Origin of the sequence: Streptomyces sp. NPDC051105 (genome assembly GCF_040682795.1) — a bacterium.
Classification (GTDB): Bacteria; Actinomycetota; Actinomycetes; order Streptomycetales; family Streptomycetaceae; genus Streptomyces.
Genome location: NZ_JBFBBR010000024.1, coordinates 60,496 through 78,412 on the forward strand (window position 1 = coordinate 60,496; position 17,917 = coordinate 78,412).

Genomic DNA, 17,917 nt, shown 5'->3' on the forward strand with positions numbered 1-17,917 from the left:
TCCCAGGGAGGTCAGCCATGCCCATCGCGACGGTGAACCCGGCGACCGGCGAGACGCTCGAAACGTTCGAGGCCATGGACGAGGACGAACTCGAACGCCGGCTCGAACTGGCTGAGGCGACGTTCCGTACGTACCGCACGAGCACCTTCGCCGAGCGCGCCCGGCTGCTGCACCGGGCCGCCGACCTGCTGGACGCGGACCAGGACGACATCGGCCGCACGATGACCACCGAGATGGGCAAGCCGCTGGCGCAGGCCCGCGCGGAGGCCGCGAAGTGCGCGAAGGCGATGCGCTGGTACGCCGACCACGCGGAGGAACTGCTGGCCGACGAGGCGCCGGCGGAGACGGACGTGAAGGACTCGGGGGCGTCCCGGGCGCGGGTGCGCTACCGCCCCCTCGGGCCGGTGCTGGCCGTGATGCCGTGGAACTTCCCGCTCTGGCAGGTGGTCCGGTTCGCCGCGCCGGCGCTGATGGCGGGCAACGTGGGCCTGCTCAAGCACGCGTCGAACGTCCCGCAGACCGCCCTGTATCTGGAGGATCTCTTCCACCGGGCGGGCTTCCCGGAGGGCTGTTTCCAGACTCTGCTGATCGGCTCCGGGGCGGTCGACGACATCCTGCGCGACGAGCGGGTGCGGGCGGCCACGCTCACCGGCAGCGAACCGGCGGGCCGCGCGGTCGCCGCCACCGCCGGCGAGATGATCAAGAAGACGGTGCTGGAGCTGGGCGGCAGCGACCCCTACGTGGTGATGCCCTCGGCGGACATCGACCGCGCCGCGAGGATCGCGGTGACCGCGCGGGTGCAGAACAACGGGCAGTCGTGCATCGCCGCGAAGCGGTTCATCGTGCACACGGACGTCTACGACGCCTTCGCCGAGCGGTTCGTGGCGGGCATGGAGGCGTTGCGCATGGGCGACCCGATGGACGAGGGGACGGACGTCGGGCCGCTGTCCAGCGAGCGGGGACGGGCCGACCTGGAGGAACTCGTCGACGACGCGAAGCGGTCGGGTGCGCGGGTGCTGTGCGGCGGGCAGCGGCCGGAGGGACCCGGCTGGTTCTACCCGCCGACCGTGCTCGCCGGGATCCACCGCGACATGCGCATCCACCGCGAGGAGGCGTTCGGGCCGGTGGCCACGCTCTACCGGGCCGGGGATCTGGACGAGGCGGTCCTCATCGCCAACGACTCGCCCTTCGGACTGAGTTCGAACGTGTGGACGCGGGACGAGGCCGAGGTGGACCGTTTCGTACGGGATCTGGAGGCCGGTGGCGTGTTCGTCAACGGCATGACCGCCTCCCACCCGGCGTTTCCGTTCGGGGGTGTGAAGCGGTCCGGATACGGGCGTGAGCTGTCCGGGCACGGAATCCGGGAGTTCTGCAACATCACCACCGTTTGGCACGGTGCGTGACGGTTGCGCGGCTACGATCCGGGTGTGAACCGGGAAGTGACTCTGCCTCTGATCGTCGACGACCGCGGTACCTTGCAGGTGGCCGCGGCCGACGTGAGTAAGTTGTTGCGGACCGTGGGCGGGCGGTGGGTCCGGCTGGTGGAGGCCGGGGAGAGCGGACTGGACGAGGACACGGTGGCCGCGCTGACCATTGAGCTCGCGAAACTCGCCGATCGGATCGACGTGGCTTGTATCGCCCACAGCAGTGGCCAGCAGGGGTAGTTCGGCGGGTGCGAGTGGTTTGTGGCCGGTCGCGCCCACGCGGCGGTAGCCGCACATCGGCACAGCCCGGCGCCCCTTCACGTAAGTCCAGCCAGCGACGTCCAGAACATCGCCTCGTATGCCTGGAGCAAGCGGCCGTAGGCGTACACGCGCTTCTCGTCCAGGCGTCCTGAGTCCAGTCCCGCCCGTACCGCTGCCGTCGCCTGCTCGTCCAACGTCGGAGCCGGTGTCGCGAAGAAGTCGAAGAAGGCGCGGGACTCGTCCGTGAAGCCGTAGTGGGTGCGCAGGCCCTCGGCGATGCGGGCGCAATACGTTCCCCAGGTCGCGAAGTTGGCCGTGACGGCCAGGACGGCGTCCGCCGGGGTCGCGTTGAGCGCGAGCCAGGAGATGTACGCCGGGTACGCCTGGCAGCCCGGTAGGGGCTCGTACGCTTGCATGCGCCGCTCATCCACTTCGCACGCCTCGGCGAACGCGCCCAGCCGCTCTGCCGCGAGTTCCTCCCCCTCGGCCAGCATGGTGAAGAACCCCGCGGCCGCCGGCTCCTCGGCGGCGCGCTGCGCCAGATGCAGGAACGCGCGGTGGTCGGCGGGAATCACGTGGTGTTGTTCCAGGGCAAGTGCGGCGAGTGTCTCCAGGCTCGCCCGGCCGCTGGCGACGAGGGGGACCAATGGATTCGAGTTCGGGTCGGGGGAAAGCTCTGACCTGGTCTTTTTCAGCAATTCCGCGGCCGTTCCGGGCATCGCGTCCTCCTCGTCGGGATACCTCGGTGGTCCTCCGACCCTGACACGGGGTCACCGGTTCGGAGTAGTCCGGCGAGAGATCGTCGCCCTCACGGGTGATCGTGAGGGAACCACCTCCTGAGGTGAACCACCTTCTGACCGGCCGGGCCCAAACCCGCCGGAAGGCTGAAAGCAGGCACGGTTCATGGCGACTTTGTGCAAACCCTCAGTGTCGGTCCCGGAGTACGTGATCACGATGGAGGAGACGCTGGAACTGGCGCGCTCCCACCACGAGAACCACCCGCAGCTGCCGTTGGCGCTGAGACTGATCGAGAACACGGGCGTTCGCACCCGGCACATCGTGCAGCCGATCGAGGAAACCCTCAAGCATCCGGGCTTCGAGGAGCGCAACAAGCTCTACGAGGTCGAGGCCAAGGCCCGGGTCCCCGCAGTCATCCAACGAGCGCTCGACGACGCCGAGCTGCTCACCAGTGACATCGACGTGATCATCTACGTCTCGTGCACGGGCTTCATGATGCCCTCGCTCACCGCGTGGCTGATCAACGAGATGGACTTCGACTCCACCACCCGCCAGATCCCCATCGCGCAGCTCGGCTGCGCGGCCGGCGGAGCGGCGATCAACCGGGCGCACGACTTCTGCTCGGCGTACCCGGACGCCAACGCGCTCATCGTGGCCTGCGAGTTCTGCTCGCTGTGCTACCAGCCGACCGACCTCGGCGTCGGCTCCCTGCTCTCCAACGGCCTCTTCGGTGACGGCATCGCCGCCGCCGTGGTCCGCGGCAAGGGCGGCACCGGCGTCGAGCTCGAACGCAACGGTTCGTACCTGATCCCCAAGACCGAAGAGTGGATCATGTACGACGTCCGGGCCACCGGGTTCCACTTCCTGCTGGACAAGCGGGTCCCGGCGACCATGGAGCCGCTCGCGCCGGCCCTCCAGGACCTGGCGGGACTGCACGGCTGGAACGCCTCCGACCTGGACTTCTACATAGTCCACGCGGGCGGGCCGCGAATCCTGGACGACCTCAGCAAGTTCCTCCAGGTCGACCCGCACGCGTTCCGGTTCAGCCGGGCCACGCTCACCGAGTACGGCAACATCGCCAGCGCCGTCGTCCTGGACGCACTGCGCCGGATGTTCGACGAGGGCGGTGCCGAGCACCAGGCGCGTGGCCTGCTGGCCGGCTTCGGTCCCGGCATCACCGCGGAAATGTCGCTGGGTCGCTGGCGGCGTTCGGACGAAGAGGCGGCATGACCGAGAAGACGCTCAGCGAACCCCTGGACTCCGCCACGGAGGCCGCCTGCCCGGTCCGGCGCTGGAAGGTGCCGGACCTGGCGGGGGTGGACTTCGACCCGACTCTGGCCGAGCTGATGCGCGAGGGCCCGGTCACCCGGATCCAGTTGCCCAACGGCGAGGGCTGGGCCTGGCTGGTCACCCGGTACGACGACGTACGGATGGTGACCAACGACCCCCGCTTCAGCCGTGAGGCGGTGATGGAGCAGCCGGTCACCCGGCTCGCCCCGCACTTCATCCCGGACCGCGGCGCGGTCGGCTTCCTGGACCCGCCCGACCACACCCGGCTGCGCCGGTCGGTGGCCTCCGCGCTCACCACCAAGGGCGTGGAACGGGTCCGCGAGAAGGCGCGCCGGATGCTGGACGAGCTCGTCGACGAGCTCGTCCAGGACGGCCCGCCCGCCGATCTCACGGCGACGGTCCTGAGCCCCTTCCCCATCGCGGTGATCTGTGAGGTGATGGGCGTTCCGGCAGCCGACCGGCACACGATGCACATCTGGACCCAGCTGATCCTGTCCTCCAGCCACGGCAAGGAGATCAGCGAGAAGGCCAAGCGCGAGATGAGCGCCTACTTCGGCGACCTCATCGCCCTGCGCGAGGGCAGTTCGGGCGAGGACGTGGCCTCCCTGCTGGGCGCGGCCGTGGGCCGTGGCGAGGTCACCCTTGAGGAGGCCGTCGGTCTCGCCGTCCTCCTCCAGATCGGCGGCGAGGCGGTCACCAACAACAGCGGGCAGATGTTCTACCTGCTGCTCACCCGGCCCGACCTCCTCGACCGGCTGCGCACGGAGCCGGAGATCCGCCCCAGGGCGATCGACGAGCTGCTGCGCTACATCCCGCACCGCAGCGCGGTGGGACTGTCCCGGATCGCCGTGGAGGACGTGGAGATCAAGGGCGTACGGATCCGCGCGGGCGACCCGATCTACGTCTCGTACCTGGCCGCCAACCGCGACCCGGAGGTCTTCCCTGACCCCGAGACGATCGACCTCACCCGCAGTCCCAACCCGCATGTGTCCTTCGGGTTCGGCCCGCACTACTGCCCGGGTGGCCAGCTCGGCAGGCTGGAGGAGGAACTGCTGGTCGACGCCCTCCTGGACCGGCTGCCCGGGCTGCGGCTCGCCGTACCTCCGGACCAGGTTCCCTTCCGGAAGGGCGCGTTGATCCGGGGACCCGAGGCACTTCCGGTGACCTGGTGAGTGGCCCATGACCACGACCGAGGGACTCCTCGTACCACCGGGACACGGGCGCGTGGTCCACACGCCGGCCCAGCGCGTCACCTTCAAGGTGACGGGCACGCACTCGCGGACGGCCTCCACCTTCGAGGTGGAGGTCCCGCCGGGCTTCGACGTGGGCGCCCATGTGCACACCCGCAGCGAGGAGTTGTTCTACGTCCTCGAAGGCGAGCTGGACGTCCTCGCCTTCGAGCCGCGTGTCCGCACTCCCGACAACTGGCAGAAGTGGGAGTCGAGTTCGGGCACGAGGGTGGTGCGGGCGACCCCGGGCACGCTGATCGCCGTACCCCCGGGCTGCCCGCACGCCTTCGCCAACCCGACGGACACCCCGGCGCGGATGTTCTTCCAGGCTTCCCCGCCACCCGACCACGAGCGTTACTTCGAAGAACTCCTGGAGATCCTGGGCAGCGACGGTCCTCCGGACCTCGAGGCGATCGAGCAACTCCGCAAGCGCTACGACATCGAGCAACTCACGCCTCTGAAACACCGGTGAGGAGATCCACCTAGGGGCGCGGGGAACTGCGCGGGCAACCACGACGCCGCGTGGACCCGCAACGCACCTGCACCCGCACCCGCACCCGCACGGCGCTACCGAATCGGCATCCCCGACAAGGTCCGGGCGATCACCAACCGCTGCACCTCACTCGTGCCCTCGAAGATCGTGTAGATCGCCGCATCACGGTGCATCCGCTCCACCGGATACTCCCGCGTGTACCCGTTGCCGCCCAGGATCTGGATCGCCTGGGCGGTGACCTTCTTCGCGGTCTCGCTGGCGAACAACTTCGACATCGAGCCCTCGGCGGCGGTGAACGGCTTCCCGTTCACCGCCATCCAAGACGCACGCCACACCAGCAGCCGGGCGGCGTCGATGGACGTACGCATGTCCGCGAGCTGGAAGGCCACGCCCTGGTTGTCGATGATCGGCCGCCCGAACTGCTCACGGGTCTTGGCGTAGTCAAGGGCGACCTCGTAGGCGGCCCTCGCGGTACCCACCGCCATGGCCCCCACCGCGGGGCGGCTCGCCTCGAACGTCGCCATCGCCGCGTTCTTGACCCGCTCGCCGCCCGTCCTGGCTCGCTCCCGGGCCCGGGCGAGGCGCTCGTCCAGCTTCTCCTTGCCGCCGAGCAGGCAGGAGCCCGGCACCCGGACGCCGTCCAGGATGACCTCGGCGGTGTGCGAGGCACGGATCCCGTGCTTCTTGAACTTCTGGCCCTGGGCGAGCCCGGGGGTCCCCGCCGGCACGATGAAGGACGCGTGGCCCTTGGACCCCAGCTCCGGGTCGACGACCGCGACGACGACATGGACGTTGGCGATACCGCCGTTGGTCGCCCAGGTCTTCGTGCCGTTGATCACCCACTCGTCCTTGGCCTCGTCGTACACGGCCCGGGTGCGCATGGCGGCCACGTCGGAGCCGGCGTCGGGCTCGGAGGAGCAGAACGCGGCGACCTTGACATCGTTCTGGTCGCCGTACATCTGGGGGATCCAGGTGCCGATCTGCTCCTCGGTGCCGTTGGCGAGGACGCCGACGGCGGCGAGGCCCGTGCCCACGATGGACAGGGCGATGCCGGCGTCGCCCCAGAACAGTTCCTCCATGGCCATCGGGATGCCGAGGCCGGTGGGGTCGAAGTACTGCTGGGCGTAGAAGTCGAGGGAGTAGATGCCGACCTTCGCGGCCTCCTGGATGACAGGCCAGGGAGTCTCCTCACGCTCGTCCCATTCGGCGGCCGCGGGGCGGATCACATCGGCGGCGAACCCGTGCAGCCAGTCCCGGACCTCCTTCTGTTCGTCGTTGAGTTCCATGGTGAACTCGGCCATGACCCCTCCAGCGGCGGCGCATAATGTGTTACTAGCGGTAACCCGAGTCTGTTACTCGCCGGTAGGAAAAGTCAACTCCCGAGGTCACCTCGGCAGCCAGTTCGATCGCACCTGGCTGTCAGGTGTTAGTTTGCGCAGGCGTCACCGAAAACAGCACGGGGTGGGGAGAGCACATGGACACCACGCAGCGGACCGAACAGCAGCGGTCCGCCGACCGCCGACGGCGTGAGCTGTTGGAGGCCGCCGACCGGGTGGTGCTGCGCGACGGCCCACAGGCTTCCATGAACGCCATCGCGGCGGAGGCCGGCATCACCAAACCGATCCTCTACCGCCACTTCGGCGACAAGAGCGGGCTGTACGCGGCGCTGGCCAAGCGGCACACGGACGCCCTGCTGAACTCGCTCCGGGCCGCACTGGACGCTCCCGCGGAGCGTCGCGAGCGCGTCGAGGCGACCTTGGACACGTACCTCGCGGCGATCGAGGCACGACCCCAGGTGTACCGGTTCCTGATGCATCCCGCGGAGGGCAGCACGGGGGCCGACCAGGGGTTCGACGTGGGGAAACACTCGGCTCCGCTGTTGCGGCGGATGGGTGAGGAGCTGGCGCAGGTCATCGAGGACCGGCTGGACCTCGGGCCGGGGAGTCAGCAGCTGGCGCGGGTGTGGGGGCACGGGATCGTCGGGATGATGCATGCGGCCGGGGACTGGTGGCTGGGCGAACGGCCCTGTTCTCGTGCGGAGTTGGTGAAGAGTTTGGCTGATCTGCTGTGGGGGCGGCTCGCCGCGGCCGGGGACAGAATAGGGGGTCCTGGTTTTTAGGGGTTTAGTTTCGGCTGACCGCCGGTGGGGGCTTGTCGCGCCCACGCGGCGGAGCCGCACATCGATACAGCCCCACGCCCCTGACAGCATGTCCTCACCGGCGCCAGGAGGCCTTGGCCACTTGTCGCATCAGCTTGCGCTTGCGCCAGCCCGTCACGCGGTCGGCGTACACGCGCCCCTCCAGGTGGTCGGTCTCGTGCTGCAGGCACCTCGCGAAGAAACCCGTGCCGTGGATCGTGATCGGCTCCCCCGTCGCCGTGAACCCCTCCACCACCGCGTGGTCGTAGCGCTCAGTCCCCGCCTCCAGGCCCGGCAGGGACAGGCAGCCCTCCGGACCGCGGAGCGTCACCCCGTCCGTCTCCACCAGACGGGGGTTCACCACATGGCCCAGGTGACGGACGTCCTCGTCGTCGGGGCAGTCGAAGACGAACACCCGCAGTGGCTCCCCCACCTGGTTCGCCGCCAGGCCCACACCCTCGGAGGCGTACATCGTGGCAAACAAGTCCTCCACCAGACGGGAGAGTTCGGGGCCGAAGTCGGTGACCTCCGCGCAACGGGCGTGCAGGACGGGGTCGCCGAGCAGGGTGAGGGGCCGGACCCGCCCATGGGCGCCCGGAATGGAACCTTGTCGCATGGCCGCAAGGGTACGGTTCGAGTCGGCCCCTGCCCGCCGCGCAGGCGAGGGCCGGAATTCGGGTGTGCGAATGGATCTCGATAGGCTGAGCTCCACCACGTTGCCGAATGGCTGAGGCGCGGCGCGTACGCAAGGAGGATCGAGAACTGATGGCAGGCAACTCGGACCCGCTCACGCCGCGGGCCAAGATCGCCGTGACCGCGGGCAAAGCGGTCGCGGCGGCGTCCCGTGCCGCGGGACGCGGCAGCGGATCCGTGATCGGCGGCCGGGTCGCACTGAAACTCGACCCCGACCTCCTCGCCCGGCTCGCCCAGAACCTGGACGTCACGCTCGTCTCGGCGACCAACGGCAAGACGACGACCACCCGGCTGATCGCCGAGGCGCTCAAGGCCGCGGGCCCGGTCGTCTCCAACGCGCTCGGCGCCAACATGCCCGCCGGTATCACCTCGGCGCTGGCCGGCGGCTCCGACGCCAAGTTCGGCGTGATCGAGGTCGACGAGAAGTACCTCGCCGGGGTGGCCCGGGACACCGACCCGAAGTGCATCGCGCTGCTCAACCTCTCCCGCGACCAGCTCGACCGTGCCGCCGAGACCCGGATGCTCGCCGAGAACTGGCGGGAGGGCCTGGCCGGCTCGAAGGCCGTCATCGTGGCGAACTGCGACGACCCGCTGGTGGTGTGGGCCGCGTCCTCCTCCCCCAATGTGATCTGGGTCGCCGCCGGGCAGATGTGGAAGGACGACGCCTGGTCCTGCCCGTCCTGCGGCGGTGTGATGCAGCGGCCCGGGGACGACTGGTTCTGCGGTGAGTGCGGCTTCCGGCGCCCCACGCCCAGCTGGGTGCTGTCCGGGGACCACGTCCTCGATCCGCACGGGTCCGCCTGGCCGATCCATCTCCAGCTGCCGGGACGCGCCAACAAGGCCAACGCGGCCTCCTCGGCCGCCGTCGCCGCCGTCTTCGGGGTGCCGCCTCAGGTCGCCCTGGAGCGGATGTACCAGGTGCAGGCCGTCGCGGGACGGTACGACGTCGTGCAGTTCCAGGGGCGCGACCTGCGGCTGCTCCTCGCGAAGAACCCGGCCGGCTGGCTGGAGACGTTCTCGCTGATCGACCCGCCGCCGGCCCCGGTGATCCTCTCCGTGAACGCGCGCGGCGCGGACGGCACCGACACCTCCTGGCTGTGGGACGTGGACTACACCCGCCTCACCGGCCACCCGATCTTCGTGCTCGGCGACCGCAAGCTCGACCTCGCGGTGCGGCTGGAGGTCGCGAACCAGCACTTCCAGGTCTGCGACTCCCTCGACCAGGCCGTGCAGATGTGCCCGCCGGGCCGGATCGAGGTCATCGCGAACTACACCGCCTTCCAGGACCTGCGCCGCCGCGTCGGCAACTGACTGACCCCCAAGGACGATCATTGATGAGCGACAACCAACTGCGGCTGGTGTGGATCTACCCGGATCTGCTCAGCACCTACGGCGACCAGGGCAACGCGCTCGTCGTGGAGCGCCGGGCCCGGCAGCGCGGTCTCGACGTGGCCCGGCTGGACGTGCGCAGCGACCAGCCGATCCCGACCTCCGGCGACATCTACCTGATCGGCGGCGGCGAGGACCGTCCGCAGCGGCTGGCCGCCGAGCGGCTGCGCCGCGACGGGCACCTGTACCGGGCCGTGGAGAACGGCGCGATCGTGTTCTCGGTGTGCGCCGGCTACCAGATCCTCGGGCACGAGTTCATCAACGACCTGGGCCAGCGCGAGCCGGGCCTCGGCCTGCTCGACGTGACGACCGTGCGCGGCACCGGCGAGCGGTGCGTCGGTGACGTCCTCGCCGACATCGACCCGCGCCTCGGGCTGCCCCAGCTGACCGGGTTCGAGAACCACCAGGGCGTCACCCAGCTCGGCCCCACCGCCCGCCCCCTCGCCCGCGTCCAGCTGGGCCGGGGCAACGGCACCGGGGACGGCACGGAGGGCGCGTACAACGACACCGTCTTCGGCACGTACATGCACGGGCCGGTCCTCGCCCGCAACCCGCTCATCGCCGACCTGCTGCTGAAGCTGGCGCTCGACGTCAACGCGCTGCCGCCGATCGACGACCGCTGGTACGAGGCCCTGCGCAGCGAGCGGATCGCCTCCGCGCAGCAGCCCGCCTGACCGTACCGGAGTGGTCGATTCCGGGCCCGCCTGACAGGCTGTCCGCTCACATGTGCGGGCGCGTCCAGCAGGCGGACGCCCGGTACGGCCGGACCCCCTCCCGCCGGTAGGGTGACGGCGATGACGGCCGGACAGCGTGGTCCGGTCTTCGGCCCACGTGGAGAAGGTTGTTTCGGGCTATGCGCATTGGTGTCCTCACGTCCGGCGGCGACTGCCCCGGCCTGAACGCCGTCATCCGGTCCGTCGTGCACCGTGCCGTCGCCGACCACGGCGACGAGGTCATCGGCTTCCGGGACGGCTGGAAGGGCCTCCTGGAATGCGACTATCTCAAGCTCGACCTCGACGCCGTGGCCGGCATCCTGGCCCGCGGCGGCACGATCCTCGGCTCCTCCCGGGTCCAGCCCTCGCACCTTCGGGACGGCGTGGAGCGGGCCAGGGGCCATGTCGCCGAACTCGGCCTCGACGCGATCATCCCGATCGGCGGTGAGGGCACGCTGAAGGCGGCCCGGCTGATGTCCGACGCCGGCCTGCCGATCGTCGGCGTGCCGAAGACCATCGACAACGACATCGCCGTCACCGACGTCACCTTCGGCTTCGACACGGCCGTGGGCGTGGCCACCGAGGCCCTCGACCGGCTGAAGACCACCGCCGAGTCCCACCAGCGGGTCCTCGTCGTCGAGGTCATGGGCCGGCACACCGGCTGGATCGCCCTGCACTCCGGGATGGCGGCCGGCGCCCACGCCATCGTCGTACCGGAACGCCCCTTCGACATCGAGGAGTTGGCCCGCCGGGTCGGCGAGCGGTTCGAGGCGGGCAAGCGGTTCGCGATCGTCGTCGCGGCGGAGGGGGCCAAGCCGAAGGCGGGCACGATGGCCTTCGACGAGGGCGGCAAGGACATCTACGGCCACGAGCGGTTCGCCGGGATCGCCCGGCAGCTCTCCATCGAGCTGGAGCAGCGGCTCGGCAAGGAGGCGCGGCCGGTCATCCTCGGGCATGTGCAGCGGGGTGGCACGCCGACGGCGTACGACCGCGTCCTGGCGACGCGGTTCGGATGGCATGCGGTGGAGGCCGTGCATCGCGGAGAGTTCGGTCACATGACCGCGTTGCGGGGCACGGACATCGTGATGGTGCCGCTCGCCGAGGCGGTGGAGACGTTGAAGACGGTTCCCGCGGAGCGGTACGACGAGGCGGAGACCGTGCTTTAAGGGGTCTCCGCCGTAGGAGGTTCTGATCCGTTGCCGAGTGCGGGTCGTGTGTGGTTGCTCGCGCAGTTCCCCGCGCCCCTGAGGGGGCGCTCCAGTGCCCCCGGTCGCAGCGGCGCCCGGGGGCAGCTCTACTCTGGGGACCGAAGAAACCGCACAACCCCCCACGAATCAGGAGCCGCCGGATGGATCACAGCGGGCACGGCATGACCATGGACTTGCCGCCGTTCACGCTGGGGCGGGGGCTGGAGTGGTCGGCGGATCCCTTCTTCCTCGTGGCCTGTGTCGCGGGACTCGCGCTGTACGGGTGGGGTGTGGTGCGGCTGCGGCGGCGCGGTGACGCGTGGTCCCTCGGACGTACGGTGTCGTTCGTCGTCGGTGTGCTGACCATCATGCTCGTGATGTGCACCGGGCTGAACGACTACGGGATGGTCATGTTCAGCGTGCACATGGTGCAGCACATGATCATCAGCATGCTGTCGCCCATCTTCATCCTGCTGGGCGCCCCGGTCACGCTCGCGCTGCGTGCGCTGCCCGTCGCCGGGAAGGGCCGCAAGGGCCCCCGGGAGCTGTTGCTGGCCCTGCTGCACAGCCGGTACATGCGGATCATCACCCATCCCGCCTTCACGATCCCGCTGTTCATCGCGAGCCTCTACGCGCTGTACTTCACCCCGCTGTTCGACTTCCTGATGGGGTCGAAGACCGGGCACATCGCGATGATGGTGCACTTCCTGGCCGTCGGTGTCGTCTTCTTCTGGCCGATCATCGGCGTCGACCCGGGGCCGCACCGGCCTGGGTATCTGATGCGGATGCTGGAACTGTTCGCGGGCATGCCGTTCCACGCGTTCTTCGGTATCGCGTTGATGATGGCGTCGGAGCCGATGGTCGAGACGTTCAAGAATCCGCCCGGCTCGCTCGGTATCGACGCGCTCTCCGACCAGAACGCCGCCGGCGGTATCGCCTGGGCGTTCAGTGAAGTCCCGTCCGTGCTGGTGCTGATCGCCCTGCTGTTCCAGTGGTACAGCTCCGAGCAGCGGCAGGCCCGGCGCTCGGACCGGGCCGCGGACCGGGACGGCGACAAGGAACTCGAGGCCTACAACGCCTATCTGGCCTCACTGAACGCACGCAGGGGCTGAAGAGCCTTCCGTCGGCAGCAGCCGTCCGAGGAACCGTCGCGCCGGCTCCCGTGGTACACGCGCCGCGTGACGGTGCGGGCGCGAGCCCGGGCGGCCGCCGGGTCACCGCCGGCCGCCTCTCCCCCGGCGGTACGGATTCGATCCTTTTGGGTACCGGGCGGCCTCCTGGACCAGTGAGGGGATGTGGAAGACAGGGGCGCATTTCGTCGTCTGCACCGTGCGGAGGCGGAACGGGGGCACCATGGAGGGAGTCGGACCATGAGGAGGGTGTCACGATGCCCGGTTCTACGAACGGTTCCACCAAGGCGATGGGGGTCCTCACCGTAGGCGGACTCGTGGTGGTGACGGCCTACACGGTGGCGCTCGGCAGCAACGGCTGGCTCTGGTTCGGGTGGGTGGTGCTGGGGCTGCTGACCCTCGCGATGGTGGTCACCCAGAGTAACTGACACACCGGCCGCGCCCAGCGCCCCAAAGGGGCGCTGGGCCGTATTGGATGTGCGCTACCGCCGCGGGGGCGCGACCAGCCACGACCGCGGCGCCGCAGACGGCAACGACACACCGGGGAGCGCCTAGTGCACCCCGGGCTGGTACTTGGGCAGCCGGGCGGTGATCTTCATGCCCGCTCCGGGGGCGGTCTCGATGACGAGGCCGTGGTCGTCGCCGTAGACCTGGCGCAACCGGTCGTCGACGTTGGACAGGCCGATGCCGCCGGATGGGCTGGTCTCGCCGGCGAGGATGCGGCGCAGCAGGCCGGGATCCATGCCGGTGCCGTCGTCCTCGATGACGACCAGGGCCTCGGCGCCCTCGTCCTGCGCGGTGATCTGGATGTGACAGGTGCCGGTCTTGCCCTCCAGGCCGTGCTTCACGGCGTTCTCGACCAGGGGCTGGAGGCAGAGGAAGGGCAGGGTGACCGGCAGCACCTCCGGGGCTATCTGGAGGGTGACCGTGAGGCGGTCGCCGAAGCGGGCCCGGACGAGGGCCAGGTAGTGGTCGATGGCGTGGAGTTCGTCGGCGAGGGTGGTGAAGTCGCCGTGCCTGCGGAACGAGTAGCGGGTGAAGTCGGCGAACTCCAGGAGGAGTTCACGGGCCCGCTCGGGATCGGTGCGCACGAACGAGGCGATCACCGCGAGCGAGTTGAAGATGAAGTGCGGGGAGATCTGGGCCCGCAGGGCGCGGATCTCGGCCTCGATGAGCCGGGTGCGGGAGCGGTCCAGGTCGGCCAGCTCCAGCTGGACGCTCACCCAGCGGGCGACCTCGCCGGCCGCGCGGACCAGGACGGCGGACTCGCGCGGCGCGCAGGCGACCAGGGTGCCGTGGACGCGGTCGTCGACGGTGAGCGGGGCGACGACGGCCCAGCGGACCGGGCAGTCGGGGGCCTCACAGTGCAGGCGGAAGGCCTCGCCACGGCCGGACTCCAGTGGTCCGGCGAGGCGCTCCATGATCTCGGTGCGGTGGTGGTCGCCGACGCCGTCCCAGACCAGCAGGTTGTCGTGGTCGGTGAGGCAGAGGGCGTCGGTACCGAGCAGGGTGCGCAGCCGGCGGGCCGAGCGGCGGGCGGTCTCCTCGGTCAGGCCCGCGCGCAGCGGGGGTGCGGCGAGGGAGGCGGTGTGCAGGGTCTCGAAAGTGGCGTGCTCGACGGCGGTGCCGAGACCGCCGAGGCTCTCGGGGCGTGCCGTGCGGCGGCCCAGCCAGAAGCCGGCGGCCAGCAGTGGGAGTACCGCCACCAGGAGACCGGCCAGGAATCCGGTCACGCCTTCACCTCCGCACGCAGCTCCTCGGGGAGGTGGAAGCGGGCCAGGATCGCGGCCGTGCCCGGCGGAACCCGGCCCGGTGTCGCCAGGGACACCAGGATCATCGTGAGGAAGCCCAGCGGCACCGACCACAGGGCGGGCCAGGCGAGCAGGGCGTGCAGGTTCCCGGTGCCCGGGAAGTCGGCCATCGTCGCGGCCACCGCGCAGAACGCCGACCCGCCCCCGACCAGCATCCCGGCGGCCGCGCCGGGCGGGGTCAGCCGCCGCCACCAGATGCCGAGGACCAGCAGCGGGCAGAAGGAGGAGGCGGACACCGCGAAGGCGAGCCCCACGGCGTCCGCGGCCGGCAGCCCGCCGACGAGCACGCTGGCGGCCAGCGGTACGGCCATGGCCAGCACGGTCCCGAGTCTGAAGTGCCGTACCCCGCGCGACGGGAGGACGTCCTGGGTGAGGACTCCGGCGACCGCCATGGTCAGTCCGGAGGCGGTGGACAGGAACGCGGCGAAGGCGCCGCCCGCCACCAGGGCGCCGAGGAGATCGCCGCCGAGGCCGCCGATGACCCGGTCGGGCAGCAGCAGGACGGCCGCGTCCGCGTTGCCGGTGAGGGTGAGTTCGGGGGTGTAGAGCCGGCCGAGGGCACCGTAGACGGGCGGCAGCAGGTAGAACAGGCCGATCAGGGCGAGCACGGCGACCGTGGTGCGGCGGGCGGCGACACCGTGCGGGCTGGTGTAGAAGCGGACGACGACGTGCGGCAGGCCCATCGTGCCGAGGAAGGTGGCGAGGATCAGCCCGTACGTGGCGTACAGCGGGCGTTCCTCGCGGCTCTCGGCGAGCGAGGTGGACATGCCGCCGTTGGTGCCCCGGCCGGTGGCGGGCACCCGGGTGCCCTTGGCGAAGGTCAGCCGGGTGCCGGCGGTGATCCGGTGGGTGCCTTCGGGGAAGGTGACCCTGGCGTCCCGGTGCGGGCGGCCGTCGACGGTGCCGGTGACGGTGACGGTGAGGGGGCGGTCCAGCTTGAGGTCGAGGGTGTCCTGGACGTCGACGGTGCGCTGGTCGCGGAAGGCGGCCGGCTCGTCGAAGGCGTGGGTGGGGGCGCCGGCGCCCTGCCAGGCGAGGACGAGGAAGAGGGCGGGGACGAGCAGGGCGGTGAGCTTCAGCCAGTACTGGAAGGCCTGCACGAAGGTGATGCTGCGCATGCCTCCGGCGGCGACGATGGCCACCACGACCACGGCCACGATCAGCCCGCCCAGTGCGTCCGGGGCTCCGGTGAGCACCGCCAACGTCAGTCCGGCACCCTGGAGTTGGGGCAGCAGATAGAGCCAGCCGACGCCGACGACGAACGCCCCGGCCAGTCGCCGTACCGGCTGCGAGGCGAGCCGTGCCTCGGCGAAGTCGGGGAGGGTGTAGGCGCCGGAGCGGCGCAGCGGGGCGGCGACGAACAGGAGGAGGACCAGATAGCCGGCGGTGTAGCCGACCGGGTACCAGAGCATGTCCGGGCCCTGCACCAAAACCAGTCCGGCGATGCCCAGGAAGGAGGCGGCGGAGAGGTACTCGCCGCTGATCGCGGCCGCGTTGAGCCGTGGGCCGACGGTGCGCGAGGCGACGTAGAAGTCGGACGTGGTACGGGAGATGCGAAGGCCGAAGGCGCCGACGAGGACGGTCGTGACGACCACGAGGGCGACGGCCGGGACGGCGTAACCGGAGTTCATCGGGCCTCGTCAGGAAGGGAGTTCATCGGTCCTCGACGAGGCGGACGAAGTCCTTCTCGTTGCGTTCGGCGCGGCGCACGTACCAGCGGGCCAGCAGGATCAGTGGGGCGTACAGGCAGAAGCCGAGCACCAGCCACTCCAGGCGGCGGGTCTGCGGGGCGGCCGCGAACACCAGCGGGAGCGGGCCGACGAGCAGCACGAGCACGGCGAACACCACCAGAGCGACGCGGAGTTGGGAGCGCATCAGGGAGCGGACGTAGGTGTGGCCGAGGGTGGTCTGTTCATCGATCTCGGTGCGCGGCCGGTAGTAGCCGGAGGTACGGCGGCTGCGGCGGGGCGGGCCGGTGACGGTGACCCGGCGTTCGGCGGGATCGGTGGGCACCGTCAGACCCTCCGCATCAGCAGGTCCCGCAGCTCGCGGGCGTGGCGCCGGCTGACCTGGAGTTCCTCGCCGCCGACCAGGACGCTCACCGTGCCGGCGTCCAGGCGGAGTTCGCCGATGTGGCGGAGGGCGACCAGGTGGCGGCGGTGGATGCGGACGAAGCCGCGGGAGCGCCAGCGGTCCTCCAGGGTGGAGAGCGGGATGCGCACGAGGTGGCTGCCGCGCTCGGTGTGCAGGCGGGCGTAGTCGCCCTGGGCCTCCACATGGGTGATGTCGTCCACGGCCACGAACCGTGTGACTCCGCCGAGTTCGACCGGCAGGTGGTCCGGGTCGGGTTCGTGCACGGGTATGTGCGGTGCGGCGCCGCGCCGTTCGGCGACCCGTCGTACCGCCTCCGCCAGACGCTCCTTCCGTACCGGCTTGAGGATGTAGTCGACCGCCTTGAGGTCGAAGGCCCGTACGGCGAAGTCCTCGTGGGCGGTGACGAACACGACCAGCGGGGGCCGGGCGAAGCCGGTGAGCAGCCGGGCCATCTCCAGGCCGTCCAGGCCGGGCATCTGGACGTCCAGGAAGACGACGTCGATGGCCTCGGGGCCGTGGGGTCCGGACTCCAGGGCGCGGGTGATGCGGCGCAGTGCCTCGGTGGCGTCCCCGGCTCCCTCGACGCTGCCGATGCGCGGATCGGCGTTCAGCAGATAGAGGAGCTCCTCCAGCGAGGGGCGTTCGTCGTCGACGGCGAGGGCGCGCAGCATGAACGGAGTGTAGGCGGCGGACCGGCGCGCTGGACATGTACCGGACGTGGACGCCCGCGCCGGACGGACCGCATGAAGTGGCGTACCTGAAGTGCCTTTCCCCGTGGATACAGTGCGGACATGAACAGCTCCACCGCCCCCTTCGACGATCTCGACCGGAAGATCACCACCGCTCTGATGGCGAACGCGCGGACCAGTTTCGCCGAGATCGGCGCGGCCGTCGGGCTCTCCGCGACGGCCGTCAAACGGCGGGTCGACCGGCTGCGCGAGACCGGAGTGATCACCGGGTTCACGGCCACCGTGAAGCCGTCGGCCCTCGGCTGGCGTACCGAGGCGTATGTCGAGGTGTACTGCGAGGGCGCGGCGCCGCCCAGGCGGCTGGCGGAGGTGGTCCGCAACCATCCGGAGATCACCGCCGCCATGACGGTGACCGGCGGCGCGGACGCCCTGCTGCATGTCCGCGCCCGGGACGTGGACCACTTCGAGGAGGTGCTGGAGCGGATCCGGGTGGAGCCCTTCATCCGGAAGACGATCAGTGTGATGGTGCTGTCGCATCTGCTCCCGGAGAGTCCCGAGGCGGGTGCGACCCACGCGGCTCCCGAGTAAACGCACCGATGCTGCGTTTGCCGCATCGGAGACGCAGCAATCCTGCGCAGA

Annotated in this window: 19 protein-coding genes and 1 pseudogene; 13 read left to right on the plus strand and 7 right to left on the minus strand. The window is 70.4% G+C overall.

What is annotated here, in order from left to right:
* Positions 1 to 17: 17 nt before the first annotated feature.
* Together AB0N16_RS38600 and AB0N16_RS38605 are read left to right on the plus strand one after the other, a co-directional pair.
* The gene (locus tag AB0N16_RS38600; protein ID WP_365805188.1) at positions 18 to 1,403 is read left to right on the plus strand and encodes an NADP-dependent succinic semialdehyde dehydrogenase; all 1,386 of its coding nucleotides are present in this window, start codon (positions 18 to 20) and stop codon (positions 1,401 to 1,403) included.
* A gap of 24 nt (positions 1,404 to 1,427) precedes the next feature.
* Entirely contained in the window at positions 1,428 to 1,664 is a 237-nt protein-coding gene (locus tag AB0N16_RS38605) for a DUF6213 family protein (protein WP_351698394.1), read from the plus strand.
* Between the two features lie 77 nt (positions 1,665 to 1,741).
* Here the strand turns inward: AB0N16_RS38605 and AB0N16_RS38610 are convergent, their stop codons facing one another.
* Positions 1,742 to 2,404, minus strand: coding sequence for a transcriptional regulator (locus AB0N16_RS38610; RefSeq protein WP_365805190.1), 663 nt, complete (start codon positions 2,402 to 2,404; stop codon positions 1,742 to 1,744).
* A gap of 184 nt (positions 2,405 to 2,588) precedes the next feature.
* Between AB0N16_RS38610 and AB0N16_RS38615 the strand changes: the two genes are divergently transcribed.
* The 3 genes from AB0N16_RS38615 to AB0N16_RS38625 are packed head-to-tail and all read left to right on the plus strand — an operon-like array spanning position 2,589 to position 5,414.
* The gene (locus tag AB0N16_RS38615; protein WP_351698390.1) at positions 2,589 to 3,653 is read left to right on the plus strand and encodes a type III polyketide synthase; all 1,065 of its coding nucleotides are present in this window, start codon (positions 2,589 to 2,591) and stop codon (positions 3,651 to 3,653) included.
* Positions 3,650 to 4,885 carry a cytochrome P450 gene (locus tag AB0N16_RS38620; RefSeq protein WP_365805192.1) on the plus strand — a complete coding sequence of 412 codons (1,236 nt, stop codon included), beginning with the start codon at positions 3,650 to 3,652 and terminating at the stop codon, positions 4,883 to 4,885. The genes AB0N16_RS38615 and AB0N16_RS38620 overlap by 4 nt, the downstream gene beginning before the upstream one ends.
* Before the next feature lie 7 nt (positions 4,886 to 4,892).
* Positions 4,893 to 5,414, plus strand: coding sequence for a cupin domain-containing protein (locus tag AB0N16_RS38625; RefSeq protein WP_365805194.1), 522 nt, complete (start codon positions 4,893 to 4,895; stop codon positions 5,412 to 5,414).
* A gap of 95 nt (positions 5,415 to 5,509) precedes the next feature.
* Here the strand turns inward: AB0N16_RS38625 and AB0N16_RS38630 are convergent, their stop codons facing one another.
* A complete protein-coding gene (locus AB0N16_RS38630) occupies positions 5,510 to 6,736 on the minus strand; it encodes an acyl-CoA dehydrogenase family protein (protein ID WP_365805196.1) in 1,227 nt (408 codons plus the stop codon).
* A 173-nt stretch (positions 6,737 to 6,909) separates the two neighbouring features.
* On the opposite strand from AB0N16_RS38630, the gene AB0N16_RS38635 reads away from it, so the two are divergent.
* Complete coding sequence (locus AB0N16_RS38635; protein WP_365805198.1) at positions 6,910 to 7,554, plus strand: TetR family transcriptional regulator; 645 nt, start codon at positions 6,910 to 6,912, stop codon at positions 7,552 to 7,554.
* A gap of 94 nt (positions 7,555 to 7,648) precedes the next feature.
* Here the strand turns inward: AB0N16_RS38635 and def are convergent, their stop codons facing one another.
* Positions 7,649 to 8,188 carry a peptide deformylase gene (def, locus tag AB0N16_RS38640; protein WP_365805200.1) on the minus strand — a complete coding sequence of 180 codons (540 nt, stop codon included), beginning with the start codon at positions 8,186 to 8,188 and terminating at the stop codon, positions 7,649 to 7,651.
* A gap of 149 nt (positions 8,189 to 8,337) precedes the next feature.
* On the opposite strand from def, the gene AB0N16_RS38645 reads away from it, so the two are divergent.
* The 6 genes and pseudogenes from AB0N16_RS38645 (at position 8,338) to AB0N16_RS38670 (ending at position 13,112) form a co-directional block, all read left to right on the plus strand.
* Complete coding sequence (locus AB0N16_RS38645; RefSeq protein WP_365805202.1) at positions 8,338 to 9,576, plus strand: MurT ligase domain-containing protein; 1,239 nt, start codon at positions 8,338 to 8,340, stop codon at positions 9,574 to 9,576.
* 23 nt (positions 9,577 to 9,599) lie between these two features.
* Complete coding sequence (locus tag AB0N16_RS38650; RefSeq protein ID WP_365805204.1) at positions 9,600 to 10,328, plus strand: glutamine amidotransferase; 729 nt, start codon at positions 9,600 to 9,602, stop codon at positions 10,326 to 10,328.
* Positions 10,329 to 10,507: 179 nt separating this feature from the next.
* On the plus strand, positions 10,508 to 11,533 hold the full coding sequence (locus tag AB0N16_RS38655) for a 6-phosphofructokinase (protein WP_351733704.1): 1,026 nt from the start codon (positions 10,508 to 10,510) through the stop codon (positions 11,531 to 11,533).
* Between the two features lie 182 nt (positions 11,534 to 11,715).
* Positions 11,716 to 12,666 (plus strand): cytochrome c oxidase assembly protein, encoded by a 951-nt coding sequence (locus AB0N16_RS38660; RefSeq protein WP_365805206.1) that lies wholly within the window; start codon positions 11,716 to 11,718, stop codon positions 12,664 to 12,666.
* Positions 12,667 to 12,796: 130 nt separating this feature from the next.
* Positions 12,797 to 12,928 (plus strand): annotated as a pseudogene (locus AB0N16_RS38665) (serine/threonine protein kinase); the annotation flags it as partial.
* A 13-nt stretch (positions 12,929 to 12,941) separates the two neighbouring features.
* Positions 12,942 to 13,112 carry a hypothetical protein gene (locus AB0N16_RS38670; RefSeq protein ID WP_351698366.1) on the plus strand — a complete coding sequence of 57 codons (171 nt, stop codon included), beginning with the start codon at positions 12,942 to 12,944 and terminating at the stop codon, positions 13,110 to 13,112.
* Positions 13,113 to 13,235: 123 nt separating this feature from the next.
* Here AB0N16_RS38670 and AB0N16_RS38675 read toward each other — a convergent pair whose 3' ends face one another.
* The 4 genes from AB0N16_RS38675 to AB0N16_RS38690 are packed head-to-tail and all read right to left on the minus strand — an operon-like array spanning position 13,236 to position 17,260.
* A complete protein-coding gene (locus AB0N16_RS38675) occupies positions 13,236 to 14,417 on the minus strand; it encodes a histidine kinase (protein ID WP_365805208.1) in 1,182 nt (393 codons plus the stop codon).
* On the minus strand, positions 14,414 to 16,126 hold the full coding sequence (locus AB0N16_RS38680) for a cation acetate symporter (RefSeq protein ID WP_365805210.1): 1,713 nt from the start codon (positions 16,124 to 16,126) through the stop codon (positions 14,414 to 14,416). Before AB0N16_RS38680 ends, AB0N16_RS38675 begins: the two co-directional genes overlap by 4 nt.
* A gap of 22 nt (positions 16,127 to 16,148) precedes the next feature.
* The gene (locus AB0N16_RS38685; protein ID WP_365805212.1) at positions 16,149 to 16,508 is read right to left on the minus strand and encodes a hypothetical protein; all 360 of its coding nucleotides are present in this window, start codon (positions 16,506 to 16,508) and stop codon (positions 16,149 to 16,151) included.
* Positions 16,509 to 16,510: 2 nt separating this feature from the next.
* Positions 16,511 to 17,260 carry a LytTR family transcriptional regulator DNA-binding domain-containing protein gene (locus tag AB0N16_RS38690; RefSeq protein ID WP_351698358.1) on the minus strand — a complete coding sequence of 250 codons (750 nt, stop codon included), beginning with the start codon at positions 17,258 to 17,260 and terminating at the stop codon, positions 16,511 to 16,513.
* Between the two features lie 120 nt (positions 17,261 to 17,380).
* On the opposite strand from AB0N16_RS38690, the gene AB0N16_RS38695 reads away from it, so the two are divergent.
* On the plus strand, positions 17,381 to 17,866 hold the full coding sequence (locus AB0N16_RS38695) for an Lrp/AsnC family transcriptional regulator (protein WP_351733718.1): 486 nt from the start codon (positions 17,381 to 17,383) through the stop codon (positions 17,864 to 17,866).
* Positions 17,867 to 17,917 lie beyond the last annotated feature (51 nt).